Source organism: Streptomyces sp. NPDC058751, assembly GCF_042746485.1.
Classification (GTDB): domain Bacteria; phylum Actinomycetota; class Actinomycetes; order Streptomycetales; family Streptomycetaceae; genus Streptomyces.
Genome location: NZ_JBHYPZ010000002.1, coordinates 116,029 through 141,823 on the forward strand (window position 1 = coordinate 116,029; position 25,795 = coordinate 141,823).

The 25,795-nt window shown below is 73.3% G+C and carries 27 protein-coding genes and 2 pseudogenes; 13 read left to right on the plus strand and 16 right to left on the minus strand.

What is annotated here, in order from left to right; translation table 11 throughout:
* Positions 1 to 122 precede the first annotated feature (122 nt).
* Positions 123 to 1,418 carry an MFS transporter gene (locus ACFW6B_RS02670; RefSeq protein ID WP_386591492.1) on the minus strand — a complete coding sequence of 432 codons (1,296 nt, stop codon included), beginning with the start codon at positions 1,416 to 1,418 and terminating at the stop codon, positions 123 to 125.
* A 100-nt stretch (positions 1,419 to 1,518) separates the two neighbouring features.
* On the opposite strand from ACFW6B_RS02670, the gene ACFW6B_RS02675 reads away from it, so the two are divergent.
* Positions 1,519 to 2,604 (plus strand): DUF5937 family protein, encoded by a 1,086-nt coding sequence (locus ACFW6B_RS02675; protein ID WP_386591494.1) that lies wholly within the window; start codon positions 1,519 to 1,521, stop codon positions 2,602 to 2,604.
* Positions 2,605 to 2,626: 22 nt separating this feature from the next.
* Here ACFW6B_RS02675 and ACFW6B_RS02680 read toward each other — a convergent pair whose 3' ends face one another.
* Positions 2,627 to 2,806 (minus strand): DUF6480 family protein, encoded by a 180-nt coding sequence (locus ACFW6B_RS02680; protein WP_386591495.1) that lies wholly within the window; start codon positions 2,804 to 2,806, stop codon positions 2,627 to 2,629.
* Between the two features lie 3 nt (positions 2,807 to 2,809).
* Entirely contained in the window at positions 2,810 to 3,955 is a 1,146-nt protein-coding gene (locus tag ACFW6B_RS02685) for a YihY/virulence factor BrkB family protein (protein ID WP_386591496.1), read from the minus strand.
* A 514-nt stretch (positions 3,956 to 4,469) separates the two neighbouring features.
* On the opposite strand from ACFW6B_RS02685, the pseudogene ACFW6B_RS02690 reads away from it, so the two are divergent.
* Positions 4,470 to 4,971: pseudogene (locus tag ACFW6B_RS02690) on the plus strand (hypothetical protein).
* Between the two features lie 255 nt (positions 4,972 to 5,226).
* Here the strand turns inward: ACFW6B_RS02690 and ACFW6B_RS02695 are convergent.
* Positions 5,227 to 7,485 carry a catalase gene (locus ACFW6B_RS02695; RefSeq protein ID WP_386591709.1) on the minus strand — a complete coding sequence of 753 codons (2,259 nt, stop codon included), beginning with the start codon at positions 7,483 to 7,485 and terminating at the stop codon, positions 5,227 to 5,229.
* A 426-nt stretch (positions 7,486 to 7,911) separates the two neighbouring features.
* Between ACFW6B_RS02695 and ACFW6B_RS02700 the strand changes: the two genes are divergently transcribed.
* The gene (locus ACFW6B_RS02700) at positions 7,912 to 8,784 is read left to right on the plus strand and encodes an SDR family oxidoreductase (protein ID WP_386591497.1); all 873 of its coding nucleotides are present in this window, start codon (positions 7,912 to 7,914) and stop codon (positions 8,782 to 8,784) included.
* 214 nt (positions 8,785 to 8,998) lie between these two features.
* Here ACFW6B_RS02700 and ACFW6B_RS02705 read toward each other — a convergent pair whose 3' ends face one another.
* Both ACFW6B_RS02705 and ACFW6B_RS02710 read right to left on the minus strand, forming a co-directional pair.
* Entirely contained in the window at positions 8,999 to 9,352 is a 354-nt protein-coding gene (locus ACFW6B_RS02705; RefSeq protein ID WP_386591498.1) for a PRC-barrel domain-containing protein, read from the minus strand.
* 262 nt (positions 9,353 to 9,614) lie between these two features.
* On the minus strand, positions 9,615 to 9,785 hold the full coding sequence (locus tag ACFW6B_RS02710; RefSeq protein ID WP_355774985.1) for a hydrophobic protein: 171 nt from the start codon (positions 9,783 to 9,785) through the stop codon (positions 9,615 to 9,617).
* Positions 9,786 to 10,165: 380 nt separating this feature from the next.
* Between ACFW6B_RS02710 and ACFW6B_RS02715 the strand changes: the two genes are divergently transcribed.
* On the plus strand, positions 10,166 to 10,342 hold the full coding sequence (locus ACFW6B_RS02715; protein ID WP_386591499.1) for a hypothetical protein: 177 nt from the start codon (positions 10,166 to 10,168) through the stop codon (positions 10,340 to 10,342).
* Positions 10,343 to 10,442: 100 nt separating this feature from the next.
* On the opposite strand, the gene ACFW6B_RS02720 is transcribed toward ACFW6B_RS02715, so the two are convergent.
* From ACFW6B_RS02720 to ACFW6B_RS02730, 3 genes are all read right to left on the minus strand, one after another.
* The gene (locus ACFW6B_RS02720) at positions 10,443 to 10,586 is read right to left on the minus strand and encodes a hypothetical protein (protein ID WP_386591501.1); all 144 of its coding nucleotides are present in this window, start codon (positions 10,584 to 10,586) and stop codon (positions 10,443 to 10,445) included.
* A gap of 250 nt (positions 10,587 to 10,836) precedes the next feature.
* Entirely contained in the window at positions 10,837 to 12,453 is a 1,617-nt protein-coding gene (locus ACFW6B_RS02725; RefSeq protein ID WP_386591502.1) for a phytoene desaturase family protein, read from the minus strand.
* 109 nt (positions 12,454 to 12,562) lie between these two features.
* Positions 12,563 to 13,036, minus strand: a complete 474-nt coding sequence (locus ACFW6B_RS02730; protein ID WP_386591503.1) for an SRPBCC family protein — start codon at positions 13,034 to 13,036, stop codon at positions 12,563 to 12,565.
* 119 nt (positions 13,037 to 13,155) lie between these two features.
* Here ACFW6B_RS02730 and ACFW6B_RS02735 point away from each other — a divergent pair, with 119 nt between their 5' ends.
* From ACFW6B_RS02735 to ACFW6B_RS02745, 3 genes are all read left to right on the plus strand, one after another.
* Entirely contained in the window at positions 13,156 to 13,356 is a 201-nt protein-coding gene (locus ACFW6B_RS02735) for an SDR family NAD(P)-dependent oxidoreductase (protein WP_386591504.1), read from the plus strand.
* Positions 13,353 to 13,691 (plus strand): hypothetical protein, encoded by a 339-nt coding sequence (locus tag ACFW6B_RS02740; protein WP_386591505.1) that lies wholly within the window; start codon positions 13,353 to 13,355, stop codon positions 13,689 to 13,691. Before ACFW6B_RS02735 ends, ACFW6B_RS02740 begins: the two co-directional genes overlap by 4 nt.
* Before the next feature lie 447 nt (positions 13,692 to 14,138).
* Positions 14,139 to 14,465: a DUF5133 domain-containing protein gene (locus tag ACFW6B_RS02745; RefSeq protein WP_386591506.1), complete on the plus strand. Its 327-nt coding sequence runs from the start codon at positions 14,139 to 14,141 to the stop codon at positions 14,463 to 14,465.
* Positions 14,466 to 14,497: 32 nt separating this feature from the next.
* Here the strand turns inward: ACFW6B_RS02745 and ACFW6B_RS02750 are convergent, their stop codons facing one another.
* The 3 genes from ACFW6B_RS02750 to ACFW6B_RS02760 form a co-directional block, all read right to left on the minus strand.
* Entirely contained in the window at positions 14,498 to 15,787 is a 1,290-nt protein-coding gene (locus tag ACFW6B_RS02750; protein ID WP_386591508.1) for a PP2C family protein-serine/threonine phosphatase, read from the minus strand.
* A 290-nt stretch (positions 15,788 to 16,077) separates the two neighbouring features.
* On the minus strand, positions 16,078 to 17,097 hold the full coding sequence (locus ACFW6B_RS02755) for an SDR family NAD(P)-dependent oxidoreductase (RefSeq protein WP_386591509.1): 1,020 nt from the start codon (positions 17,095 to 17,097) through the stop codon (positions 16,078 to 16,080).
* A gap of 118 nt (positions 17,098 to 17,215) precedes the next feature.
* Complete coding sequence (locus ACFW6B_RS02760; protein ID WP_386591510.1) at positions 17,216 to 17,578, minus strand: DUF6479 family protein; 363 nt, start codon at positions 17,576 to 17,578, stop codon at positions 17,216 to 17,218.
* Between the two features lie 192 nt (positions 17,579 to 17,770).
* Between ACFW6B_RS02760 and ACFW6B_RS02765 the strand changes: the two genes are divergently transcribed.
* Positions 17,771 to 18,763 (plus strand): phosphotransferase family protein, encoded by a 993-nt coding sequence (locus tag ACFW6B_RS02765; RefSeq protein ID WP_386591710.1) that lies wholly within the window; start codon positions 17,771 to 17,773, stop codon positions 18,761 to 18,763.
* A gap of 6 nt (positions 18,764 to 18,769) precedes the next feature.
* Here the strand turns inward: ACFW6B_RS02765 and ACFW6B_RS02770 are convergent, their stop codons facing one another.
* The gene (locus tag ACFW6B_RS02770) at positions 18,770 to 18,991 is read right to left on the minus strand and encodes a hypothetical protein (RefSeq protein WP_386591512.1); all 222 of its coding nucleotides are present in this window, start codon (positions 18,989 to 18,991) and stop codon (positions 18,770 to 18,772) included.
* Between the two features lie 125 nt (positions 18,992 to 19,116).
* Between ACFW6B_RS02770 and ACFW6B_RS02775 the strand changes: the two genes are divergently transcribed.
* Positions 19,117 to 19,764, plus strand: coding sequence for a cysteine hydrolase family protein (locus ACFW6B_RS02775; RefSeq protein ID WP_386591711.1), 648 nt, complete (start codon positions 19,117 to 19,119; stop codon positions 19,762 to 19,764).
* Here the strand turns inward: ACFW6B_RS02775 and ACFW6B_RS02780 are convergent.
* From ACFW6B_RS02780 to ACFW6B_RS02790, 3 genes are read right to left on the minus strand one after another with little or no spacing between them, the layout of a single operon-like run.
* A complete protein-coding gene (locus ACFW6B_RS02780) occupies positions 19,697 to 20,752 on the minus strand; it encodes an iron-containing redox enzyme family protein (RefSeq protein ID WP_386591513.1) in 1,056 nt (351 codons plus the stop codon). The genes ACFW6B_RS02775 and ACFW6B_RS02780 overlap by 68 nt on opposite strands.
* Positions 20,749 to 20,961, minus strand: a complete 213-nt coding sequence (locus ACFW6B_RS02785) for a CDGSH iron-sulfur domain-containing protein (protein ID WP_386591514.1) — start codon at positions 20,959 to 20,961, stop codon at positions 20,749 to 20,751. Before ACFW6B_RS02785 ends, ACFW6B_RS02780 begins: the two co-directional genes overlap by 4 nt.
* Positions 20,945 to 21,577, minus strand: a complete 633-nt coding sequence (locus ACFW6B_RS02790; RefSeq protein WP_386591713.1) for a HemK2/MTQ2 family protein methyltransferase — start codon at positions 21,575 to 21,577, stop codon at positions 20,945 to 20,947. Before ACFW6B_RS02790 ends, ACFW6B_RS02785 begins: the two co-directional genes overlap by 17 nt.
* 289 nt (positions 21,578 to 21,866) lie before the next feature.
* Between ACFW6B_RS02790 and ACFW6B_RS02795 the strand changes: the two genes are divergently transcribed.
* The 4 genes and pseudogenes from ACFW6B_RS02795 to ACFW6B_RS02810 all read left to right on the plus strand — a co-directional run bounded on the left by ACFW6B_RS02795 (position 21,867) and on the right by ACFW6B_RS02810 (position 25,574).
* Positions 21,867 to 22,001 carry a hypothetical protein gene (locus ACFW6B_RS02795; protein WP_386591515.1) on the plus strand — a complete coding sequence of 45 codons (135 nt, stop codon included), beginning with the start codon at positions 21,867 to 21,869 and terminating at the stop codon, positions 21,999 to 22,001.
* A 321-nt stretch (positions 22,002 to 22,322) separates the two neighbouring features.
* The gene (locus tag ACFW6B_RS02800) at positions 22,323 to 24,368 is read left to right on the plus strand and encodes a SpoIIE family protein phosphatase (RefSeq protein ID WP_386591714.1); all 2,046 of its coding nucleotides are present in this window, start codon (positions 22,323 to 22,325) and stop codon (positions 24,366 to 24,368) included.
* A gap of 142 nt (positions 24,369 to 24,510) precedes the next feature.
* A pseudogene (locus tag ACFW6B_RS02805) lies at positions 24,511 to 24,860 on the plus strand (NADPH-dependent oxidoreductase); the annotation flags it as partial.
* Between the two features lie 180 nt (positions 24,861 to 25,040).
* Positions 25,041 to 25,574 carry a hypothetical protein gene (locus ACFW6B_RS02810; protein ID WP_386591516.1) on the plus strand — a complete coding sequence of 178 codons (534 nt, stop codon included), beginning with the start codon at positions 25,041 to 25,043 and terminating at the stop codon, positions 25,572 to 25,574.
* Positions 25,575 to 25,795 lie beyond the last annotated feature (221 nt).

A 25,795-nucleotide genomic window follows, 5' to 3' on the forward strand; every position in this document is an offset into this window, starting at 1 on the left:
GTTTCTCCGACGTCCCCGGCCACGCCGTGGTCGCGACGTCGGCGCGGGGCTCCGCCCGCCACCGCCTGCTGCGGGCGGGCACCACGTGGGCCAGCCTGGGCGCGTGGACCGGCGTCCACCACTCATGGACTCCACTCGGAGCAGTCCTTGACCACCGGCTGCTTTCCCGCGCCCGAGGCCACGACGGGACCGCCGGCCGCCGTGTCCCGGTCCTTCTCGGTGACCACGGCACCGGCGGCGAGGAGCGTGGCGGCGGAGAGGCTGCCCCAGAGGGCGGCCGGGCCGTGGGGCGCCAGTGCGGTGATCGCCGCGGGGGAGACGGCGAGGCCGAAGCCCGTGGAGAGCTCGAAGCGGGCGAGGACGCGTCCCAGGGCGTGCTCCGGGGCGAGTGCGGTGACGAGCGCCGTGGCGCTGCCGGCGTAGACGATCTCGCCGAAGGTGCAGACGACGGACACCGCGGCAACCGCGGGGGCGCCCCAGACGGGTCCCGTGGAGCCGGCCGCGAGGAAACCGAGGTAGGACACGGTGAGCACCGCCCCTGCGAGCGCCAGGACCGTCCGCCGGGGATACCGGGAGAGGAACACGGTGACCGGGACCTGAAGGGCGACGACCAGCACCGTGTTGGCCACGAAGACGGCGGCCGACCAGACGGGGGAGGCGTGCAGCTGGGTCACCAGGATCAGGGGGAGCGCGATCTCGGGGACGTTCAGGCAGAAGACGTAGACGACGTTGGCGGCCAGCAGCGCGCGCATCCGGGGTACGGGCCCGTGTCCCCGGTCCCCGGCCGGAGCGGCGGCCGGACGCGCGTGAACACGGACCGACCAGGCGAGCGCCGCCGCGACGAGACACGCGAACCCGGTGAGGACCGCCAGCATCCGCAACGCCTCGACGCCGCCCGTCAGGCACGCGGTGGCGAGGAGCGCGCCCGCGCCCAGTCCCGCGTTGCGCAGAGCGCGGCCCGCGGCGAGCGCGGTGTCACGCTCCCGGCCGTGGGAGACCGTGGCCACGAGGGCGGCGTGCGCGGCCGGCCACGCATGGTTGCCGACACCGAGGAAGAGCGCCGCCGTCGCGAACGGCCACGCGTGGCCCGCCGGGGCGGCCAGCAGCAGTACGACACCCGGCACGCGCACCAGCATCGACGCCGCGACGACCGTGCTGCGCGCTCCCCGGTCCAGCCACCGGCCCACCGCAGGGACGCACAGCAGACCCCCGACCACACCGGCCGTCATGGCGGTGCCGGTGACCGGAGCCGACAGCCCCGACACCGTCACCCCGTACAGGAGCAGGAAGGGGCGCAACAGGCCGGTGCCCAGGGCGTCCACGGCCAGGGCGACGGCGTAACGGGGGCCTCCTGAGGCGCGGACGAACGCGCGGAGCCGGGTCCTGCCGGGGATCGTCATCTCGTCTGTGCTCGTCATGACGCCAAAAGGTGGGCGGAACAGCCCTGCCAGGCACGCGAGTTGACGGACATCGTCAACCGGCGGGGGCGTCGGGCGCCTCGTCGGGGATCCTGGGCGGGTGACGTTGAGGATCGACATCAGCGGTCTGCCGTACGAGCGCCTGCGGTTCGCCGCTTCCCCGCTGGCCGAACTGACCGCGATGCTGCACGTGCTGGCCGAGCCCGGACACCATCCCCGACAGGCCGACCGGGCGGACGAGGTGTGGGCCGCGATGCGGCCGGAACTGGCCGAGCGGCTGCGGGAGGCGGACTTCCTGTGGCGTTCCTCGCAGGCCGACTTCCTGCTCCCCGCCCGGCCGCGCCCGACCCTCGCCGAGGAACTGGACGACGTGGACCGGATCGACGACGAGACCTACGTGACCGCCGCGCTCGTCACCACGTGCGGCAGCGACCGGGTCCACTTCGCCACGCCCTCACCGCTCACCGACGACCGGGCGCGCGAGCGGGCCCTGGAGGTGGCCCAGGCGCGTGGCGTCCGGCAGGAGGCGTTCGCGGAACGGCTCCTCGCGGATCCGGCCGCCGTACGGGCACGGGTGCGCGACACGCTCGAACAGTGTGCCGAGGCGTTCTTCGACGCCGCGTGGACGGACGTCGCCGGGCGGCTCGCCACCGATCTGCGCCTGAAGCACGACCTGTTGCGGCACCAGGGCGTCGAGGCGGCGCTCGCTTCGGTCTCCGGCGCGGTCACCCTGGCACCGGACGGCGCGTGCATCGTGGTGGACAAGCTCCAGGACAAGGCGGCCACCGCCCACGACACCGGAGTCACCTTCATCCCCAGTGTGTTCGGCAGTCCGCACCTGGCGGTGGTGCACACGCCCGGCTGGCAGCCGGTGGTGCAGTACCCCGTCGCCGAGCCGGGTCCCTCGGAACCGGTCTCCCTGGAAACGGTCACCCTGCGGCTGGAGGCGCTCGGTCACCCGGTGAGGCTCCGGCTGCTGCGCACCCTGGCCCGTGGCCCGCACACCACCCGCGAACTGGCCCACGCCTGGGACCTCACGCCCCCCGAGGTCTCCCGCCACCTCGCCGTGCTCCGCCGCGCGGGCCTGCTGACCCCCAGGCGCCAGGGGCGCTACGTCCGCTACACCCTGAACCTGCCGGATCTGACGGCCCTGGGAGCCGACCTGCTGGCGGCCGTGCTGCGCTGAGCGGCAGCGGCGTCCGCCGGGCTCAGTACCCGCTGATCCGGGCCACGAAGTACCCGGCGACGAGCACCGTGCCCACGACGATGAAGCTGAGCCACATGTACGGGTGTTCCCATATCCCGCCGTCGGGCTGTTCCTGATGGGCTTCGGCGGTGGAGCCCTCGGCGGGCGGTGTCTCGCCCGGTGGTACGAGTGGATGTGTCATGTCTCAACCGTCCGTCCGATGGATCGGTGCCGCATCTTCTGACGAGCCCGGCACCCGCGGCTCACGGTCGGCACCCGCCCGCCCGGGCCGCGGCTGTTCCCGGCCCTCGCGCAGGCGGCGCCGGTCCTCCTCGTCCCATGCGCGGGTGTCGCGCGGCTGGGTGTAGGGCTCGTCCTCGGGCGGGAGGCCGCCGGCGATCGCCCGCTGGCGCACGGCCTCCGCGTCGAACTCCAGCCCCAGCAGGATCGCCAGGTTGCTGATCCACAGCCACACCAGGAAGACGACGATGCCGGCCATCGTGCCGTAGGTCTTGTTGTACGAGCCGAAGTTGGCGACGTAGAACGCGAATCCCGCGGAGGCGGCCATCCAGATCAGCAGGGCCAGGAGGCTGCCCGGCGTGATCCACTTGAAGCCCTTCACCTTCGCGTTGGGGCAGGCCCAGTACAGGATCGCGATCATCACCGTGACCAGCACGACCAGCACGGGCCATTTGGCGATCGACCATACGGTCAGGGCGGTGTCCCCGACCCCGAGCGCCTGGCCGGCCCGGCGGGCCACACCCCCGGTGAACACCACGATCAGCGCGCTGACCACCGCCAGGACCATCAGGACGACCGTCACGCCGAGGCGCACCGGCAGGACCTTCCACACCGGGCGGCCCTCGGGCATGTCGTAGACGGCGTTGGCGGCACGGATGAAGGCCGCGACGTAGCCGGACGCCGACCACACCGCCACGACCAGACCGACGCAGGCGACGAGGGAGCCGAGACCGGCGTTGCCCTGCAACTGCTCGACCGCTCCGGTGAGGATGTCGCGGGCCGAACCGGGAGTGAGCTGTTTCAGGTTGTCCACCACTTTGTCGGTGGTCGACCTGCCGGTGAGTCCCAGCAACGAGACCAGCACCAGCAGCGCCGGGAACAGGGCGAGCACCCCGTAGTAGGTCAGCGCCGCCGCCCGGTCGGCCAGCTCGTCCTTCTTGAACTCCCGCAGACTGCCGGAGAGAACTTTGCGCCAGGCCTGCCGGGGCAGTTTCATGGGCGTGTCCGGCGCCCGCTCCTCCACCTCGGGCGGGGGCCCGGCCTCCTCCGGGTCCTCGTACGCGAGGTCACCGTTCTGCTCTTTCCGTCGTGGAGCGCCGAATTTCGTCATGGGCGCCGGGTACCCACGCTCATCGTGTCGACCGGTGAGGGCGACCGTCCCGATCAGGTCGTGGCCGCCGATGACGGCAGGGCTCCCGGTCGTCCGTGAAACGGTGTTTTTTCTGCCGTTTCCCCGGATAAGACGCGGAAAACCGAGCACTCGGAGAGCAGGCCGGCCGACGCCTCTCCGGAGGTGCCGGGGCGGCCGGGGTTCCCCCGGTTCGGGCCCATGTGCCGGGGGAACCGTCTAGGGCGCACCGGGCGTGTCGACGCGCCCGGCATCGGTGTCACGGGCCGGAGCCCGCCGTCAGGGGCGGTGGCCGGACGCGTTTGATGTCGTGAGCGCGGGGGACTCGTGGATCCGTGCTTCGGACCGGAGGTGCAATGCCGAGCGAGACCCCTCGTCGCCGGCTCTCCCTCCGGCGGCCGGCGAATTCTCGTACGGCGGACCTGACAGACATCGTTCGGGCCGTTCCCGGAACCGCGTTCCGGGAGGTTCCGGGCCCACGTCCAGGAGCGTCCCCGTGCATGCCGCCCCTTCCGGCTGCGGCCTCGTCCCCGAAGCGCGCACCGGCCCATCCACCGTCCCCGCCCCCGCACGAGCCGCCGAGGACGACCGCCCCCAGGATTCCGAGCTCTTCGTGCGACTGGGGGAACTGCCCGACGGCCCCGAGCGGGACGCCGTACGCGACGAACCGGTCCTCTACCGGCTCCCCATGGCGCACCGGATCGCCAGCCGTTTCCGCGACCGGGGCGAAAGCATGGAAGATTTCCGCCGGGTGCAGGGCCTGCGCAACCAGGTACGCCTCGCCCGCCGAGAGCTCGCCCAGCGCCCCGGCGGCGTCGAACCGCCTCCCGCCGACAGCGCCGCACACACCGGCCTCGCGGAGAAGGACGTCACCGCAGGCCCGCATGGCCGACCGGCTCGGTCTCTCCCAGATGCACGTGTCCCGGCTCATCACGAGCAGCTGCGCCCACGTACGTGATGAGGTGATGGGGCAGTGTTCCAGCGATTCCTCCGCATGAGACGCCTCCTGTTCCACGTCCTCACGTGGTGGCCCGCGCAGGGGCGGGGCGCGCACGGGTGAGCCACGGCCGACGAGGGCTCCTGCGGGGCCGATGACGGGGTGTTCCCCTTTCCGTGAACTCCACGGGGGCTTCCCGCGGAGTCGCCGGTGCCCTCCGGACACGCTGCCGGGCAGGTGCGACGTACGGGCCCGCGGCCCCCGGCCGGTGGGGTGCCGCGGGGCCCGTACGTCGGTCAGGGCGCCGGGCCGCCGGTCAGAGCACCGGGTCGAAGCGGTCCCAGGCGCGGTGGCGGCCCAGCAGTTCGCCGATGCCCCGCAGCCCGTTCTCGGCGCTGTCGGCGGTGACCACGCCGGGCGTGCCGGGGGCGATGCCGGCGGCCTCCAGGGCCCGGGTCCCCCCGTTCCACGCTCCGATGGCCTTTCCGTGCCGGTATGCCTCGGCGAGCAGGAGCACGACGCGCGGGTCGACGCCCGTGGCCGCCCGGGCGCCGTCGTCCGTCTTGGCGTCGCGCGCCGCGTGGGCGTCGGCGCCCGGCGCGGGCGCCGAGGTCACGAGGAGGGCGTCGAACTCGGTGGACCGGGCGGTGGCGAAGGTGCGCTGCACGGTGACGGGATCGCCGTCGTGGTCGAGCACGCCCCCGGCCGGGGCGATCACCAGGGGCACCATGTCGGCGTCCAGGGCGGCCCGCGCCACGGACCGCACGCCGGACAGGTCCTGGCCGTCCGCGGTGATGACACCGACCGTCCGTCCGTCGAGCGGCCAGGTCTCGCCGAGCTGGGAGAGCGCGGGGCTCGGGACGGGGTCCGTCAAGGTCACGGTCGGTTCGGGGGCCGGCAGACCGAGGCCGGTGGCGACCTGTGAGCACAGCTCGCCGTCGATGTTCGCGAGCACCTTCAGCGCCCGCTCCCTGATCGCCGTCTCCCAGCACTTGCTCAGTTCGAAGGTGTAGGCGGCGACGATGTGTTCACGTTCGGTGGGCGTCATGCTCAGCCAGAACAGCCGGGGCTGGCCGTAGTGGTCGTCGAAGGTGGCCGCCGCCTCGCGGACCTTGCGGGCCGCGGGCACCTGCTCGGGCACCTCGACGTAGGCGCCGTCGTCCGCACCGGCGACGAAGGGGCAACCACCGTCCAGGGAGCTGGGACGGTAGGGGGCCACCCCGCGGTGCACGGCGGTCTGGTGCATGCCGTCGCGCAGCATGTCGTTGACGGCGGCGTGCGGCCGGTTGACGGGCAGCTGGCTGAAGTTGGGGCCGCCGAGCCGGGTGATCTGGGTATCGAGGTAGGAGAACAGACGGCCCTGCAGCAGAGGGTCGTTCGTGACGTCGATGCCGGGCACGAGGTGGCCGACGTGGAAGGCGACCTGCTCGGTCTCGGCGAAGTAGTTCGACGGGTTGGCGTTCAGGGTGAGCAGGCCGACCGGCTGGACCGGGGCCAGTTCCTCCGGCACGATCTTGGTCGGGTCCAGCAGGTCGATGCCCTCGAAGAGCTGGTCCTCGGTGTCGGGGAAGGTCTGGACCCCGAGTTCCCACTGCGGGAAGGCGCCCGCCTCGATGGCGTCGGCCAGATCACGGCGGTGGAAGTCGGGGTCGACGCCCGCGGTGATCTGGGCTTCCTCCCACGTCATGGAGTGCACGCCCAGCCTCGGCTTCCAGTGCCACTTCACCAGCGTCGTCGCGCCCTCGGCGTTCACCAGCCGGAACGTGTGGACGCCGAAGCCCTCCATCATCCGGTACGAGCGCGGGATACCGCGGTCGGACATGTTCCACAGCGTGTGGTGGGTGGCCTCGGTGTGCAGGGTGACGAAGTCCCAGAAGGTGTCGTGGGCGCTCTGGGCCTGGGGGATCTCCCGGTCGGGATGCGGTTTGCCCGCGTGGACGACGTCCGGGAACTTGACCGCGTCCTGGATGAAGAAGACCGGGATGTTGTTGCCGACCAGGTCGAAGACGCCCTCGCTGGTGTAGAACTTCGTCGCGAAGCCCCGCGTGTCGCGGACCGTGTCGGCCGATCCGCGCGAACCGAGCACGGTGGAGAAGCGTACGAAGACCGGTGTCTCCACGTCCTTGCCCAGGAAGGCGGCCTTGCTGATCCGGGCGGCTGTTCCGTACCCCTGGAAGACACCGTGGGCGGCGGCGCCCCGGGCGTGCACCACCCGCTCCGGGATGCGTTCGTGGTCGAAGTGGGTGATCTTCTCGCGCAGATGGTGGTCCTGCAGCAGCACCGGTCCGCGCGGCCCCGCCTTCAGCGAGTGGTCGGTGTCGTACAGCCGCGTCCCCTGAGCGGTGGTCAGGAACTCACCGCCCTGGGCGACCTCGTCCCGCGAGGTCGCGGTGGCCTGTCCGGTGGGGCCGTGGGTGTCGGGGCCGCGCTGGTCTGCCTTGGGCGGGAGCGGGCCGGTGGGCCGGGTCGGCTCGTCGACGGGCGGCGGCACGGGGGCCGGCGCGCCCGGGACGCCGTTGCCGGGGCTGATGGCTTCCCGGACCTTCTCGACGACCTTGTCGGCGGTCGCCGCCACGGGGTTCTTCTTCTCGGCGCTCACGATGTCTCCGAATCACTGGGGCGGTGACATGGCTCCGCTCCTTCACGGACACGGGCCGTCCGGTGTACGAGGAGGGCGGGTACCCGGATCGACGGCCACGACGCAGTGACGCACGTGCCGGACGGGTCACCTGGGAGACGGAACCGGCGACGCCCGCACGTCTCGCCGGGGGACCGAAAGCGTGCCGCCCGATGCGCATGCGGCAGGTGGACGCGGGTACTCGCCCCGGACACACCGGGGCGGGGCGGTTCCGAGGACTGCCCACCGGAGCGTGAGGGCCCGGGGCCGTCGTACGAAGCGGCCCGGCCCTCCGTCTCCCTCCCGGCCGGACCGGCGAGGCCCCGGGACCGTGGCCCGTCTTTCGCCCCGCCCCGACGGCCCCCGATCCCAGGAAGGCGCTCCATGCCTGACAACCTGGTCGACAAGCACCCACGTCCCGACCTTCCGCAGCAGGACCAGGAGCACCCCGGATGGACGGGCCCCATGGACCCCCCGCCCGACCACGGCGAAGACTCCTACGAAGGGTGCGGGCTGCTCCTGGACCGCAAGACCCTGGTGACGGGCGGAGACTCCGGCATCGGGCGCGCGGTGGCGCTCTCCTACGCGCGCGAAGGCGCGGACGTCCTGTTCACCCACCTCCCCGAGGAGACGGAGGACGCGGCCGAGACGGCCCGCCTGGTCGAACAGGCGGGACGCAAGGCGGTCGCCGTGGAATGCGACGTACGGGAGGAGGACCAGTGCCGTCGGCTCGTGGACCGGGCGGTCGAGGAGTTCGGCCGCATCGACGTCCTCGTCAACAACGCCGCGTACCAGATGTCCCAGCCCGACGGCATCGGCGAGATCTCCACCGAGCAGTTCGACCGCGTCATGCGCACCAACCTGTACGGCATGTTCTGGCTCTGCAAGATGGCCCTGCCGCACATACCGGCGGGCGGCTCGATCATCAACACCACGTCCGTGCAGGCGTACAAGCCGAGTCCGCACCTGCTGGACTACGCGACGTCGAAGGGCGCGATCGTGACCTTCACGCAGGGGCTGGCGCAGATGGTCGCGGGCGACGGCGTCCGCGTCAACGCCGTGGCGCCCGGGCCGGTGTGGACCCTGTTGATCCCCGCCACGATGCCGGACACCACCGAGTTCGGGAAGCAGGCACCTCTCGGGCGGCCCGCCCAGCCCGCGGAAATGGCGCCCGCCTATGTGTTCCTGGCCTCCGACCGTGCCGGCTTCATCACCGCGGAGATCCTCAACGCCACCGGAGGGACGCCTCTGCCCTGACGGCGGCTCACGGTCCGACGGCTCACGGACCGGGGCGTCCCACGGACCACAGCTCGCCCCGTCCCTCACCCCCGCCCTCGGGGGAGGGCCGGGGCGGGGGCGCACGCGGAGCGGGGCCGGCCGGAGTACCGCTCCGGCCGGCCCCGCCTTTCAGGGCCGGTGCCGGGGTCGGATCCCGTACGGGCCCTGGTGGGTGGTAGGTGTGGGTGGTAGGTCAGATCCCGCCCCGGCCCTGGTAGTAGGTGCCGATCTGCTCGTGGTACCCCGCGTCTCCGACGTGCTTGTCCTTGTCGAACTCGGGGGAGTCCTTGATCTGGTCCTTCGTCAGGGCGACGTAGATCTTCCGCTCCTCGTGGTCGACCCGCTGCACGGTTCCGGCAGGCAGCAGAACGTGCTTGCCGAAGATCCATACGCCGGTGTCGACGACGAGGTGGGCGGAGCCGACGTCGTCCGAGTGCTTGTCGACCTTCCCGATGCTGCCGTCGGTCGCCTCGACCTTGTACCCGGTCAGATCGGTGCCCGCGATGTGGCCGGTGGTCGGCTGGTAGCCCCAGAGGCTGTCACTCATGAGAAACGGCTCCCTTTGTCGCGATTCATTGCCGGTCCACGGCCGAACTGTCGAACCGTGGAGTTGTCCGAGTGCCGCCGAATTCTCGGCGGCCCCTCTTCGGAAACCCGGGTGCCCGGCTTTCCTTGATTTCATGCACCGGAATCCAGGCGTCCCGGAACGCGGGAATCACCACGTCCGGACCGGGCCGGTACGGGGAAAGGGGTGGGCCCCGGCACCGAGGTGCCGGGGCCCACCCCCGGGTGTCGCCGGTCTGCGAGGATCACCAGCGGTACCAGCGGCCACGCCTGCCGCCGCTCGCCGTCGGGCGGATGACGAAGCCGAGAGCCCACACGATCAGCACGATGACCGCGATCCACCACAGGGCCTTGAGCGCGAAACCGGCACCGAAGAGAATCAGCGCGAGCAGAAGAACGAGAAGAACAGGAACCATGATTATCAACCTCCGTGGCATCGGATGCCCGGCGGGCCGGTCCGTATTCCTGGAGATCTCGGCCTCCTGAAGCGCCCGGTGCCGCGAAAGTTCACTTCGGAATTCCTCGGTTCGGGAACGGAATCGGGGGTATCGGGGTGCGCCCCTCATGGTGAGCGGGACGGACGGCTCACTCCGGCCGGGGGCGGCTCGGCGGGAGCCGCGCATGTCCTTCGGGGGCTTCGAGGCCGACGACGTGCCCCCGGTCACCGTCGCCGCCGGAACGGTCTCGCGTGCAACGGGGTTCCCGCGCAGGCGACATGACCGAGGCTCACACCGACGTTTGACCGTGGGCCGACGGGTACTCGGTACCCGAGCGACACGAGAGAAGATGAGAAGCAGTGAGCAGGCGAACCGCAGAGAAACCCGCCCTCCGAGTGGCAGAGACCGGCTGGGCGAAAGCACGCCACCTCCCCCGCAGAAGCGCGCGCACCTGCGTCGCCGCCGTCGCGGACGAGAGCACCTCGACCATTCCCCGCACGGGCACCGAGTGGAACATCGTCAGGGGCGACGACTGAACCCCCGCGCCCGTCCAGCCGCCCCCCGGCACGATGTGCCGGGGGGCGGCGTCTCATGAGCCGGTGCCGGTCAGGACTCCGGCTCGGCCGCCTTTGCGCTTCACTCGTCCTCCGCGTTCGCCTCTTCCATGTCTTCGCCCTCCGCCTGCGAGGGAGTCGTCCGGGGGATGTCGGGACGGGCCGCGTCCTCGTCGTCCGTGCGTTCACCCTCCGCCTGGGACGGGGTCGGGAACAGATCGCTCATGATCGGCCTCACTGACCGGTGTGTCGGGTTCGGTGCCGTGGTGTTCGCCGGAGCGTCGCGAGCGCCTGAGCCGGTCCACGCGCGCGTACGCGTGGAGGTGTCCGACACCGTGCGGATCGTCGTGCTCCTGCGGCGCGAGTACCCATGGCCCGTCGGTTCTCACGCGGCGGCGGGCCGACGGCTTCCCCGAGGGCTCCCGCCCGCGGGGCGGTGGACGCCTGCCTCCGGTACGGCCGTGCGGGCGCGGTCGTCATCGCCGTCCCCGGCGGTCGCGGTGGGTCAGCCCGCTCTGGAGGCGGGAGAGGGCGGCGGTGCGGTGCCGGCGCAGCGCGGCCCGAGCCGCGTTGGCACCGGGGGCGCCGTGGACGCAGCCGCCCGGGTGCGCGGAGGCCGAGGCCAGGTACAGGCCGGGTACGGGTGTCTCCGGGCGGCCGGTGCCGGGACCGGGCCGGAAGACGAGCTGTTGGTGCAGGGCGGTGGTGCCACCGTTGATGGCACCGCGGTGGAGGTTGGCGTCCAGGCTCTCCAGCGTGGGCGGGGCCAGGATGCGCCGGGCCCGGACGAGGCCGCGGAACCCGGGGGCGTACCGCTCTACGTGCGCCTCCATGCGATCGGCGAAGACCTCCTGCTCCCGGGCGTCCCACGAGCCCGTCAGGCCGTCCTCCCCCGCGTCGCCCCGCACCTGCTGGGGTACGTGCGTGTAGGCCCAGGCCGCCTCGGTGCCGCGGGGCGATCGGCCGGGGTCGGCGGTGGTCATCTGGCCGAAGAGGGAGAAGGGTTCGTCGGGGACGCGGCCCATGGCGATCTGCGAGGCGAAACGGGTGAGGGCGTCGACGCCCTCGGCGAGGTGCACCGTTCCCGCCTGCGCGGCCTCGGGACAGCTCCAGGGCACCCGGCCGTCGAGGGCCCAGTCGACCTTGAAGGTGGCGAAGTCCCACTGGAAGCGCTTCAGGTCGGCGAGCAGCCGCGGGGGGAGGTGTTCCCCGGCCACCAGGGAGCCGTACAGGGCGGGCGCGGAGACGTCGGCCAGGACCGCCCTGCGGGCCGGGACCCCTTCGCCCGAGGCCGTGCGCACACCGACGGCGCGACCGCCGCGGACGACGACCTCGGTGACCCGCTGTCCGCAGCGGACGGCCCCGCCGTGCCGCGCCAGGCGGCGGGCGAGAGCGGAGCTGAGCGCTCCGGAGCCGCCGGCCGGCACGGGGAAGCCGTACGTCTGGCCGAGCATGGACATCAGCCACCCGAAACCGCCGCTCCCCGCGGCCTCCGGCGCGAGGTCGGCGTGCAGGGCGTTGCCCGCGAGCAGCAGCCGGCCGCCCTCACCGCGGAACTCCTCCTCGCCCATCCGCCGCACCGGCAGCACCAGTGTCCTGGCCAGCCGCAGCCCGCCCGCCGTCCGCAGCCGCAAGGCCAGCGCGGCTCCGGCGCGGACGGGTGGGAAGGGGGTGAACAGGGCGTCGAGGACGCCCTCGCGCACCGTCTCCCAGACGCGCCACAGCTCCTTCCAGGCCGGTCCGTCGCCCGGCGCGAACGTCTCCAGACTCGCGGCGGTCTCCTCCAGATCCCGGCTGAGGACCGCGCACCGGCCGTCGCGCAGGGGGTGGGCGAGTACCTTCGGGGCGTGGCTCCACGCCAGTCCCTCCTGCTCCAGACGCAGGTCGCCCAGCACCCGGGAAGCCGCGGCCAGGGGATAGAAGGCGCTGAAGACGTCGCTGGTGAAGTCGGGGTCGACCCCGTGGTCGTGCCGCACCGCCCCGCCGGGCGTGTCCTGGGCCTCCAGCACCTCCACGCTCCAGCCGGCGTCGGCCAGGAGGTTGGCCGCGACCAGCCCGTTGGGGCCCGCCCCGATGACTACTGCGTCCGCCATGACGTGCTCCCGGCTCGGTGGTGTCGTCGCGCCCGGTGGCGCGACCGCCGCGGGTCCCGGTGGCGCCCGGGCACCGCACGGGTGCCCGACAGGCGTACGGGACAGCTCCTCAGGCGCCGCGCGGGTGCCCGACCGGCGTACGGGACCGTTCGTCCGCCGCTTCGCAGAGCCGGGCGAGACGACGGAGCATCGCACGGTGCCGGACCTGCAGGGCCGCGTCCAGGAGGCCGTTGTGCAGGGCGCCTCCCGGGCCGCGCAGGGGGTGTTCGTCGAGGATGAGCAGGGTGTGCTCGCCCCAGGGCCGCAGTTCCATCGCGATCCTCGCGGTCCCCAGCGCCCCGCTGTCCGCCTCCAGTTCGAGGGCGGTGTTCGGTTCACTGCGCCGTACGACGGTCCGGTTGCGCAAGGTGACAGGGCCGATGGTGATCTCGTAGCGGAGGGTCGCGCCCAGCTCCGGCCAGCGTCCCTCGTCCGCCTCGACCCGGGAGGTGCCGACCACCCATTCCTCGAACCGTCCGGCGTCGCACAGGACGTCCCAGACGGCTTCGGGGGACTTGTGGATCAGACGATGCCGTACGGCCATGGGGGCCTCCGCCGTTCGAAGTGTCGCGTCCTCTGCGCGTTCCCCGGCCGGACGAGAGCACACATAAGGGAGCATTCTGGGCTTCTTGGCGCCGACTTGTTCCGCAGTGGGGAGGTGGCATGTCCCTCGCGGGTCCCTTGTCCGGCCGCACGGCGGTGGTGACCGGCGCCGCCCGGGGCCTGGGCCGCGAGACGGCCCGGCTGCTGGTGCGGCGCGGTGCCCGGGTGGCCCTGCTGGGGCCGGAGGCGGAGGAACTGGTGAGGACGGCGGCCGCGCCGCGCTGCCTGCCGGCGTCGCCGGGTGGTGGGAGGCCGACGTGACCGACACCGAGGCGATGGAGGAGACGGCCGCACGCGTGCGGTCCCGTCTCGGACCACCCTCGGTCGCCCTGCGGTCGGCCCTGCCGTGTCCGGCCTCGCGGACCCACGCGGCGCCGCGGGTCGCGGAACGCCTGGTACGCGGTGTCGAACACCGCTCCGGCGCCGTCTACGCCCAGCAGTGGGTGAGGGCGGTACGCCTCGCGCGCGCCTGGCTGCCGCCCCTGGTCGCGCTCCGGGCACACCCCTCGGCGCGGCGTCTGGAGAAGGGCGGGGGCGCCGGGGAGAGCGGACCTCTGGGGGCGGGCGGGGAGGCGGCTGTGGGGCGGCCCTCGTGACGGGGCCCGCCGCCTCCTCCGCACTTCGGGGCGCCGCTCCCCGTCCGAGCACACCGGCCCCGTGCGGCGGGGACGGGGCGGGGCCTCCTGCCCGACGCCGGGGACCTCCCGCCCGGCAAGGGGAGACGGCGGGTGGCGGCGGGGCCCGTGAGGCACCGTGTTTGCGGTTGTGGCGGTGGGGAAGCCGGGGGTCGGCGCTTCGGACCGAAGGCGCACACCCGCGAGGGACCTCCGTCCTTCCGGCCGCGGTTTCCTTCGGCGGCCCGGGCGTCCCCCCGTGGTGATCCCTGACCGGAACTGTTCAGGCCGTGCTCGGTACTGCCCCGGGACCGTCCTGAACCCGGCCCCAGGAGCGATTTCCCCGGATTTCCACCCGTTGCCGAGGCAGACGTTGCCAAGACAGTCCACGCAAGGCCCGACGGCCTTGGGCCCAAGGAGTTCGCACTCATGCTGATGCCCCTCCCCGCCACTTTGCGCCGACTCGTGACGGAGTACGAGACGCTCCTCGCCGAGCGGACGGACCCCTCCGGCCGGCGCCTGCGTGACCTCGCCTACACCCTGTGCGTGTCCACCGGCACCCGTGAGATCACCGACGCACTCGCCGTCGCACGCTCCTATCTGGCCGACCCGGCCACCACGACCGCCCTCGCCCGCCCCACGGCCACCCGCCGGGGGGCCGCCGAGTCCCCGGCCTCCCGCGAAGCCGCCCCGCGTTCCGGGGACCGGCCCACGACACCTCTCCTGGCGAGCACGGGCCAGGGCGGCGGAAGGTGAGGGTGTGAGCGACCGGCCCGGTCGGCGCTTCCTCAGGTCCGTGGTCCCGGCGGTCCGGCGGGGGGTGGGAGGGGCACACCCGCCTGCGGTGCGATGACCGCGGGTGCCTGGGCCTGCGGGCCGAGCCATTCGCACACCAGGATGGTGGCGTCGTCCTGCAGTTGCTGGTCGTGGTGTTTGAGCAGGGCGCGGATGAGACGGCGGAGGGTCTCGGGGACGGGCAGGCCGTCGCTGTGGTGGCGGACGAGGAAGTCGACGAAGTGCGCGAGGCCGAACTCCTGGCCTCCGACGCGGGCTTCGGTGATGCCGTCGGTGTAGAGGACGAGACGGTCGCCCGGTTCGAGCTGCTCACGGCAGAGGGTGGTGGGCAGGTGCAGGTCGGTGCCCATGGGATGGGAGGGCGGGCATTTCAGGAGGGTGGACCAGCGTCCGCCGCGGATCACGATGGGCGGAGGGTGGCCGCGGTTGATCCAGGTCAGGATGCCGGTGGTGGTGTCGAGGTCGGCGAGGACACCGGTCACGTAGCGGCTGTGGCCGAACTGCTCCAGCAGGACCCCCTCGACGCGGTCGCCCAGCTGGTCCAGGGGGGTGCCCTGGCGGCGGTGGTTGCGGCAGGCGGCCACGGCGAGGTTGGCGGTGAGGCCGGCGGAGGTGTCGTGCCCCATGGCGTCGAAGACCGAGAAGTGGACGGTGTCGCCGGCGACGGCGTAGTCGTAGGCGTCGCCGCCCACCTCGTAGGCCGGTTCCAGGGCCGCGCCGATGATGACCCGGTGGTCGGCGTAGGTGCGTGGCGGCATCAGCGTCCACTGCATCTCGGCCGCGACGTTCATCGCCTTGACCCGGGTCAGGCGGGCGTAGGAGTCGCTGGTGTCCCGGCTGCCGACGACCAGCATGGCCACCAGCGACGCCAGCGTCAGCATGTCCTGGTGGAGACCGTCACCGTCCTCGGCACCACTGGTCACGCGCAGGACGCCGAGGCGCTCGGTGCCGTCCAGGAGCGGTATCCACCAGGTGTGGCGTCCGTCCGGACCGTCGGCGGCGGACACGACGTTCCCGTACTGGTAGGCGCGCCCGGCGACGGTGCCCTCGACCGGCAGCTCCGGCTGGGCCTCGCCGTCGACCCGCGCGGCGTCCAGTTCCTTGCCGACGAGCAGGCGCAGGACGTCGCGCTGCAGGTCGCCGAGGTAGATCCGTACGTCGTCGAAGCCGGCCGTCGAGGCGTGTTCGGTCACCTGCGACGGAAGCTGCTCGAAGGACATCACGTGGCTGGTGGCCAGCAGCCTCCTCAGCATCCGCAACATCCCGTCGTCGCGCCGTGTCATCGGAGACCCTCCCTTCCGTCGCGTCCGTCCCTGCCGGGAAGAAGCCGTGGTGAGCCGTCCGTCCCGTCCGAGTACCCGTTCCGCGCGAGGGTGTTCCGTCCGGCGCCGTTCCGTACGGGGCGGCCGCCGACCACGTCGACACCCTGCGCGACGCGCCCCGGGTGTTCGTCCCGGACCCGGACCGACTGTGCATGGAACAGGCGCGGTTGCCTCGTGACGCCTGCTTCGCCCGGCACGAGAAGGTGCCGGCCGCCGAGGCCGGAATGTTCCTGCCGGCCGCCGCCGACCGGTCAGGCGCTGGTCGGCGGGCCCGCGATCCGCTGGTTGTAGCGGCGTGCGGCCCGGTCGTTGAGGCCGCTGCCCAGCCTGCGCAGCTTCTCCGTCCAGGTGGAAGCGGTCCGGTCGATGCGGTGGCCCTGCTCGATGCCGTGCTCTGCCGGGCCGGCGCCGCCGTGCGCGGCCGGGGGAGCCGGCAGGAGCCGGGCGGCGACCCTGCTGAGCCGGGTGACGGCGGTCGGCGCCACGCCGTGCGCCACCGACGCGGCACGCGCCGCGGGAGTGAGCACCAGGCGTGTCCTGCGCTTCTCCAGGGCCCGTACGATGCGCTCGGCCGCACGCTCGGCGTCCATCGAGACGACGGGCGCCCCCGAGAGCGCGGAGAACCAGGCGAACTCCTTGGAAGAGCGTCCGCCGAACTCGGCCTGGAGGTGCGAACCGGTGCGCATCAGCCCGGGATGCACGGTCGTGACGCTGAGACCGTCTCCGGCCGTCTCGGCCCGCAGCCCCTCGCCCAGCGCCCCGACGGCCGCCTTGGCGCACGAGTAGGGCAGCAGGTGCGGCACGGCGAGCAGCCCGCCGACGGAACCGATCAGGCACAGCCGTCCCCCCTCCTCGCTCGCGCGCAGACGGGGGAGCGCCGCCATGGCCGTGTTCACGGCGCCGCCGAAGATGGTGGCCATGGCGTCCTCGAAGGCTCCGCTGTCGAGGGACGCCACCGGGGCCACCTGGATGACACCGGCGTTGGCGACGACGATGTCCAGCCCGCCGTGCCGGACGTCCGCCTGCCGGACCACCGACTCCACCGCCTGCCGGTCACGGACGTCGCACACGGCGGTGGAGACCCGTCGGCCGGTCCTCTCCTCCGCCCATTCGGCGCCGCGCCGCAGCTCGTCCTCGTCGCGGGCCACCATCGTGACCTGGCAGCCGCGCTGGGCCAGCCGGGCGGACAGCAGCAGCCCCAGCCCCCGGGACCCGCCCGTGACCAGTGCGGAGAGGCCGGCCAGTTCCGACCGTCGTGGAGTCGATGCCACTTTCATCACCTCGCTCGTGGAAGGGGCCCCGAGTACCCGGATCGGGCACGCGCAGACGTGAGTTCCGCAGCCGGTCAGCCGGTCAGCCGGTCAGTCGGCCGACCGGTGCGGTCCGCTCTCATCCGGGACCGCCGCTGCCGAACGAGCCGCCCGACCCGGAGTCCCAGCGCGGGCGTTCCTGCCGGTCGCTGCGCCTGCTGCCCGGACCGCCGAGCTGGTGCGGGCTGAGGCGCTCGCCCTCGTCACCGGCCCGGGGCACCTCGTTCGGTTCCCTGATCTGCGAGGTCTCGTGCGCGGGTCCCGACTGCGGAAGAGTGGGCTGCTCGTGGGGCTTGGGCGGGCCCGGCTTGCGGCGGCGCGCCCGCATGCCCAGCCCTACCGCCCACACCAGGACCCCCACCAGGACGAGCCCGCCCAGCAGGGCGACGAGCGTGCCGGACGCGGCGCTCGAGAGCGTGATGTTCCCGTATTCGTCGTTCATGGCGGCCGGGTACCCCCACTCGTGAAGCGCAGACTCCGGAACGCCCCCTGCCGGCCGGTTACCTGACCACGATCGCCGCGGGCCGGCATGTCGGCGGACGCGGAACAAACCGGTCGACTTCGCGGTGGCACGCCCTTAGGGTGCGCGGGTTGCCGTGACGGAGAGGCGGTTCGGGACGTGACACCCAGGGCAGTGGTGCGGGAGCGGCTGGCGGGTGCGGCGCGTGCCGCGCTGGGCGGCGGGAGACGGCTGGAGAGAGTCGAACGGGTCGCGGGCGGGAGCAGGAAGGGGGTGTACCGCCTGGTGATGGACGACGCCGCGACGGTGATCGCCTACCTGTGGGACCGGGCGGAGAACCACTGGCCGGAGGCAGAGGGCGACGGCGATCTCACCGACCCGCTCTCGCCCGCCCTCGGGCCGGACCTGTTCGAGGCCGCGCACACGCGGCTGGAAGCGCTCGGCGTCCGCGTACCGGCGATCCGGCTCCTCGACCGCGACGGCACCCACAGCGCCCACGGCACTCATGGCCCGGGCGGCCTCGCGATCGTCGAGGACCTGCCCGGCGAGAGCCTGGAGCAACTGCTCGCCCGCGACCCCGGCGCGGCCGCTCCGGTCATGGCCCGGCTCGGGCGGGCGCTGGAGGCGATGCGGGGTCATCGGGCGCCCGCGTACGGCAAGGTGGCCGTGGTCGACGGAGGGGGCGCTTCGCGCGGGACCTCGTGCGAGGGGATCGTCCTGGACCGTGCGCTGCGGGACCTCGCCGAGGCGGCGGCGCGTGATCCGCGGATCGCGGCGGCCCGTGACCGGCTGATGGAGCGGCTGCTGAGTCTGGCGGAGGCGGTGCGGCCACGCGCGGAGCACGCGGTCGTGCACGGCGAACTGGGGCCCGACCACGTGAGGGTGGACGCGGACGGGAACCCCGTCGTGATCGACATCGAAGGCCTGATGTACTTCGACGTCGAGTGGGAGCACGTCTTCCTGCGGATCCGCCTGCACGACGCCTACCGGTCCCTGGAGGCGGACGGACTGGACGAGGACCGGCTCGCGCTCTACACGCTCGCGCAGCGGCTCTCCCTGACGGCGGGTCCGCTGCGCCTGCTCGACGGGGACTTCCCCGACCGCGCGGCCATGGCGGGCATCGCCGAGCACAACCTGAGGAAGGCGCTGGACCTGGTCCACGCCTGAGCACGCTCAGCCCGCGGCCGGTGCGCCGGTCCCCGTCCCCCGCGACCGGGGAAGCACGCGTCCGATCCTCGCGGCACCGGTGACGTCGACCAGCGGGCCCGGCGAGCCCCCGCGCACCGAGACGGTGACGGTGGAAGGGCGGCCCAGGCCGTCGCCCGTGTCGATGTCGATGTCGGTACGGGCCGGACCGCGGGAGCGGACGGGTGTCGGCCCCTCGATGACGGGCACTGCTCCCCGTGGCCACAGGAGCCCCTTCTTTCCCTCTTCTTCTCTCCGGTCCCGTGCACATCGAGGTCGTCGACGGGTACCCGGCCACGGTTCCCGTCGAGAACCCCGATCCCGTGGGAGGGACGATGACCGGCCCCGGACAACCGCCGTCGTACAGGGCGCACCCTCCGGGGGGCGCGGCGGGCGGCAGCGCACTGATCGTCATCGACATGGTCAACACCTACGAGTACGAGGACGCCGAGCTGCTGACGCCCGCCGCCGAGCGGGTCGTACCGGTCCTCGCGGGCCTGATCGGACGGGCCCGGGACGCCGGGGTGCCCGTGATCTACGCGAACGACAACTTCGGCCTCTGGCGCTCCCACCACGGGGAACTCCTGGAAGCCGCCCTCCGCCGTCCGCACGCCGACCTGGTGGAGCCGATCCGTCCGGCCGACGACTCGCTCTTCGTCGTGAAGACCAGGCACTCGGTCTTCCACGACACGCCCCTGTCGTACCTGCTGTGGCAGCTGGAGGTCGGGACGCTCGTGCTGACCGGTCAGGTCACCGAGCAGTGCGTCCTGTACTCGGCCCTGGACGCGCACATACGTCATTTCGAGGTGACGGTGCCCAGGGACGCCGTCGCTTCCATCCACCCGCATCTGGAGGCCGCCGCGCTGGAGATGATGGAGCGCAACATGGGCGCCCGGATCGTCGCGGCGGGCGACGTCATGTTCCGGGGCGCCCGTCGCCCCGTGCCGGAGGGAACCCGGCAGCGGAGCGGAGGGGGGTCCTGAGCGTACGGGCACGGTCCGCGCGCAGCGCGGACCCGCCGTCGCGCCAGGCCGGCAGCAGACGGGCGGCCAGCCGGTCCTCCAGATGTCCGGTGGCACGGATCCCGAACACCACGTCGGACTCCAGCCACGGCTCGTCCGCCAGCAGTCCGGCGACGACCTCGTGCCGTACGACCTGTTCGTGCACCGCGTCCGCCTCGACGTGCTCGGTGTAGAACCGCACCGCCGCCGCACCCGCGTCCAGCCGGCCGAGAGCCTGTGCCAGACGGCGGGAGGCGGGGGAGGAGGTCACCTCGACGGTCGCGAAGTGGCCCACGAGCGCTCCGCGCAGGGCGCGGTGCAGGCCGAGGAGGGACATGAGGTTCACGGTGGCCAGCGCTTCGGCGGGGGCCGCGTCCAGGTAGTGGCCGTACGAGGTGTCCAGACCCAGATCGGTCATCAGGCCGACGAAGAGGCGGGCGTGGATCTCGTCCGGGCGGCCCGCGCCGAACTCGTCGAACTCCACCGCGGCCATGGCCGCCTTGGCCCGTCCGTACAGCCGGGGGATCACCCAGGCGTGCGGGTCGGCCTCCTTGAGGTGGTAGAGCGAGCGCAACGCCGCGTACTCCCGGACGTGTCCGAGGGTGCCGTGGTCGCGCAGGAAGTGGGAGAGGCTGCCGTCGGCCGCCCCGACGGGTTCGAGCTGGAGCTCGTCGAGCGCGTCCTCCGCGGTGTCGGAGGCGCCGACCGGCGCGTCCGCGCGCAGCGCGCACAGGAAACGGTCCTCCAGACCGGCTCGCAGCGTGAGGAGCCGGGGGTCCCATTCGCGGTCGTCCGGCACGCCCTCGAAGCCGCGGTAGTGGAGTTCGTAGAGGACGTACAGGGCGAGTTGGGGATCGTCGGCGTAGGCGTCTGCGGGCAGTCGCGGGAAGCCGGTGTCCGATCCGCGCAGCGCGGCGAGGAGCGCGGCCGAGACCGGGCCGCGCGGCCGTGGCAGGCGCGGGCCGGTCATGACGGCCCGTCCGGCTTCGCGCGACGGCGGTGACTGGTGTCGCACCAGGGCGGTGTGCGCGTGCGGCGGCAGGTGCAGACGGCCACCACGAAGCGCCGTGACACCCGCGGCACGCCGTCCTCGCCCACGACCTCGACGGGGCCCTCCACCAGGAGGGGCCCCTCGCGCAGGACACGGACGCGGCGGGGGCGTTCAGGCGTGTTCGGCACGGATCACCACCAGTTCCTCCGTCGTGCGGCCGGCCACCATCCCGCGCTCGCGCAGCCAGCCGAGCCGCGAGCGCAGTACGGGCCCGAACGGAAGCCAGGTGCGCTCGACGACCTCCGCGCGCAGTCCGCCCGCGTGCAGCCGGGCCAGCGTCTCCTCGACACCGCTGAGGTGCGAGTGCACGATCAGCAGCCGGCCCGCCGGACGCAGTACCGTCGGCGCGGTCGCGCAGATCCGGTCGATCAGGAGGCGGCCGTCCGTGCCCGCGTCCCACGCGCGGGCACGGCCCCTGGGCGGAACCCCGCCGGGGGCGGGCACGTACGGCGGGTTGGTGACCACGAGGTCGTACCGGCGGCCCGGTACGGCGGACGCCAGATCCCCGTGACGCACTCTCACGACGTGACCGTTGAGCAGTCCGTTGCACCACGCGGCGGCCAGCGCCCGCCAGGAGATGTCCACCGCCGTCACCCGGGCGCCCAGGCGGGCCGCCTCCACCGCGAGCGCGCCGCTGCCGGTGCCGAGGTCCAGGACCTCGGTGCCGGCGGTGATCCGCTCCCGGCGCAGTGCCCGTCCGAGCAGTCCGGTGTCCGTCTGCGGGCGGTAGACCCCCGGCGGGATCCAGCAGCGGAACCGGACGGCCGGGACCTTCCCGGACGGTCGGTCGACGAGGTACGCCTTCACGGTTCCGCTCCGAACGCGCTCGATGGGTGGCGGACAGGCCGGCCGGGGACCGGCGGAGCCACACGGGTACCCCTGAGCACCGGACGTAACGGCGGTGTCGTCTCGGCGGGCGGACAGGGTGGACAGATCCGGGCTGAAGGGTGGAGGCTCACATCTGGGCAATACGTTCGAAATGCGTCTAAAGCATGCGCATTGCGGAACTCGGGAGAAACGAGGAGGCAGGAAGATGCGTCGAGAGATGGTGCAGAAGAAGCCCGACAAGAAGTCCGAGTCCGGTCGTCGCGCGCTCGAGGAGATGGAGCAGAGCCGGCGTCCCGAGGTCCGAAAGGACATCGCGCGAACGTGGTGGCCGGACGGGTAGCCCGGCAGGCGTACGGCGTCGCCCCGGGCGCATGCCCGAGCACGCGGACCTGGCCGTCGAGTGTGGCTGCGGAGGAGGCTCGCCGCTGTGTCGACCGACCCGAGGGAACTGAGTCCGGGCCGTGCCGGGCGGTCGATCCCCGTGACGGGGCCGGTCCGCGAGGAGGAAGCGGAGGAGCCGGTCCGCGCGGAGGAGCCGGGCGGGGCCGACGATCCGGCCCGTGCCGCGGGGCCGGGCGCCACCGGGGAGTTCCCCCGCGCCGCGGAGCCGAGCGTTGCGGGGAAGCCCTGGGGCATCGAGTCGCTGGCGGAGTCACTGACGGTGGCCGTCCGTCGCACCGGGGCGGCGAGCGGCGGGGTCTACCTCGTGGACGAGACCGGACGGCTTCTGAGCCTGAAGGCGGCGTACGGGCTGTCCGGCGAGATCGCCGCGGCCTGGCTGCACGTGCCCGTGACGGCGTCCGTCCCGCTCGGCGACGCGTTCCGTGAGGACCGTGTGGTGTGGGTCGGCTCGCAGGAGGAGATGGCCCTCTCCTATCCGCAGACCGCGGCGGCGCTGCCCTACCGGTACGCCTTCGCGGCGGCACCGCTCTCCGGCCGCACCCGCTGCTGGGGCGCGCTGTTCCTGACCTGGCCGGCCGGTCACTCCGGCCGGGCCTCGCCCAGGGAGCGGGGGAACCTCGCCGCGCTCGGCCGGCGCGTCGCCCGGGCGCTGGAGGAGGCGGGCAGGGCCTTCGTCCCGCCGGACGAGCCCTACATGATCCCAGCGGACGGAGCCGCCGAGGAGTTCTCCCTGTCCGCACACGCGCCCGCCGACCTGCTGGAACGACTGCCGGAAGGCTTCGTGGCCCTCGACCTGGAGGGCAGGATCACCTTCGTCACCAGCCGGGCCGCGGCCCTCCTCGGCCGCCACGTCAGCCAGCTCCTGGGCACCAGGCCCTGGCAGTCCCTGCCGTGGATGGACCAGGTCCTCGTCGAAGAGCATTACCGTACCGCGGTCATCAGCCGTGAGTCCGTCGGCTTCACCGTGCTGCGGCCCCCGGACACCTGGCTCGACATCGGCCTCCACCCGGATTCCAGCGGCATCAGCGTCCGCGTCGACGCCCGCCGCTCCGGCCCGGGGGAGCCGGGCCCGCCCAGGACGGCCTCCCCGGCCGCGCCCGGGACGTCCGCCGGCCGTCTGTACCAGCTCGTGCACCTGGCGGCCGCCCTGACGGACGTGGTCGGCGTGCAGGACGTGGTCGACCTGATCGCCGTCCAGATCCTTCCCGCGTTCGGAGCCGACGGCATGGTCCTGTCCGCGGCCGACGCCGGACGCCTGAAGATCATGGGCCACCACGGCTACGACCCCCGGACCATCGAGAGCCTCGACGGCCTCCCGGTGGACACCAGCCTGACGCCGGCGGGCGAGGCGCTGATCAAGGGGGTACCGCTGTTCTTCGCCGACCCCGACGAACTCGCCCGCGCCTATCCCGCCGCACCACGGATCAGCGGAAAGCAGGCCTGGGCCTTCCTCCCGCTCATCAGCGACGCCCGCCCCGTCGGCTGCTGCATCCTCACCTACGCACGCCCCCACACGTTCACGGCCGACGACCGGGCCGTCCTCACCTCGCTGGGCGGCCTCGTCGCCCAGGCCCTCGACAGGGCACGCCTCTACGACGCCAAGCACGCCCTGGCCCACACGCTGCAGCAGGCACTGCTCCCGCGGAGCCTGCCCGCCGTCGGCGGGCTGGAGGTCGCGGCGCGTTACCTCCCCGCCGGCCACGGCATGGACGTGGGCGGGGACTTCTACGACCTCATCCGGCTCGACCGGACGACCGCGGCGGCCGTCATCGGCGACGTCCAGGGCCACAACATGGCGGCCGCCGCGCTCATGGGACAGGTCCGTACGGCCGTCCACGCCACCGCGGGCGCGCGGCCCGACGAAGTGCTCGCCCGCACCAACCGCGTCCTCGCCGACCTGGAACCCGACCTCCTCGTCTCCTGTCTGTACGCGCACATCGACCTGGCCGGCGGGCGGATGGGCGTGGCCAGCGCGGGCCATCTGCCGCCCCTGCTGCACCGCCCCGGGGAGCGTCCCGGCGTGCTGGAGATCGAGCCGGGTCCGTTGCTCGGCATCGGTGTCGAACTCCCGTACCCGATCACCTCGGTCCTGATGCCCCCGGGAACGACCCTCGCCCTGTACACCGACGGCCTGGTCGAAGTGCCCGGCACCGACCTCGACCGGATGACGAGCGGCCTCGCACAGCTCCTGGCCGGCCGGTCACGGCTGGACCGGCTCGTCGACAAGCTCATCCACCACTCCTGGCCGCACGGCCTCCCGACCGACGACATCGCCGTGATGCTGCTGAGGTCCGGCGAGGCCTGAGCCCGCTCGGCCGCCCGGCGGCCGGCGCCGGACGGCCGGGACGAACCCCCGCCTCCTGGGAGCCCGGCCCCCGCCCACCGTCCATGAGCCCACGGGCTCGCGGCCCGTGACGACCGAGGAGCCACCGCCATGCGCGCACTCTCACCCGTCGAGCATCTGCCGACGCGTGCTGGAGCGCCGGGACGCCGAACTCTCCGAGACCGACGACGCGGGGCGCATGCTCACGTACGACAAGGCCGCGGCCGTCGCGGTCGTCGGCGACGAGGACGGCGCCCACAGGGTGAGCGCCGACGTCTTCCAGGGTCCCGACGACCTCGGCTTCTCCCTGGCGCCCGGGGCCGTCACCTACCGGGTCGGCGAGGCCCGGCAGGGAACCGACTACCAGGACCTCGGGAAGACCCCGACGCGGTCAGGACGACCACCCGCACGCTCGCCGTCAACGCCGTCCACCTCGCGCGGCGGCTCAAGGAGCACCCGTACCCGCCCGGCTGAACCCGCCACGCCCGCCGCCCGCCGCCGCCCCTCCCCTCCCCGTGAGGAGCGGGCCCCGCGGCGGGGGCTGTGTCCGATGCCACCCCGCCGTTGAGGGCTGGGCCACATCGCGCCGCCCCGGCCGGAGCTACCGTGCGTCGAAGACGGTTCGTCTTCTCGGCAGTTCCCGGAGGGCCGGCAGTGCTCGCAGATCTCTCCCCGCTCATCGCGGCGGCCACCCAATGGCTGACGCGGGCCTACCCGGCCTGCGGCGGACCGCTCGCGTCCGCGCTCTGCGAGGCCCAGGCCCGGCAGGCCGTGACCGTCGCGGCATGGCTGAGGTACCCGACCCCCATGGACGCCGCGCTGGTCGCGATGGCGGGCCCGGGCGGCGCGGAACGGCTCGACATGGTCGTCGGCTCGGACATCGCCGGCCCGGACGAGGACGCGGCGGACGACGACGCCTGGCGCACGTGGGTGGACGAGACCGTGGTGAGCTGGGCCGCGTCCCTCCTCGCCGACACCCGGCTGGCCGGCCTCGCGCTCTCCGCGCTCGCCGACGGCGATCACGTCGCCCTCGCCCCCGTGGAGTTCGGGCGCCTGCGGTCGCCGGACGACAGCGACCGGCGAGCGGCGGCCCTGCTGCGCCACCCCGACCTGCTCGCCCCGGTGGCGGCCCTGCACCACGAGGAGCTCGTCGGCCGTCTGGGGCGGGGGCGGGCGCTCGTCGCCTGACAGGACGACACGCCGGACACACCCACGTACTGACAACCACGTACCGACGTCCGACGCACGGGCGTCCGGCACATCGATGTCCGGACGCACAGACGTCCGGCCGCCCGCGCGACCACGAGACGTCGCGCGGGCGGCCCGGGCCCCACGAAACGGTGAGAGGGGGCGTGACGCCCGGCCCGCGGGGGCCGCCCGCAGCCCAGCATTCCCCCCCCGCACAGGGG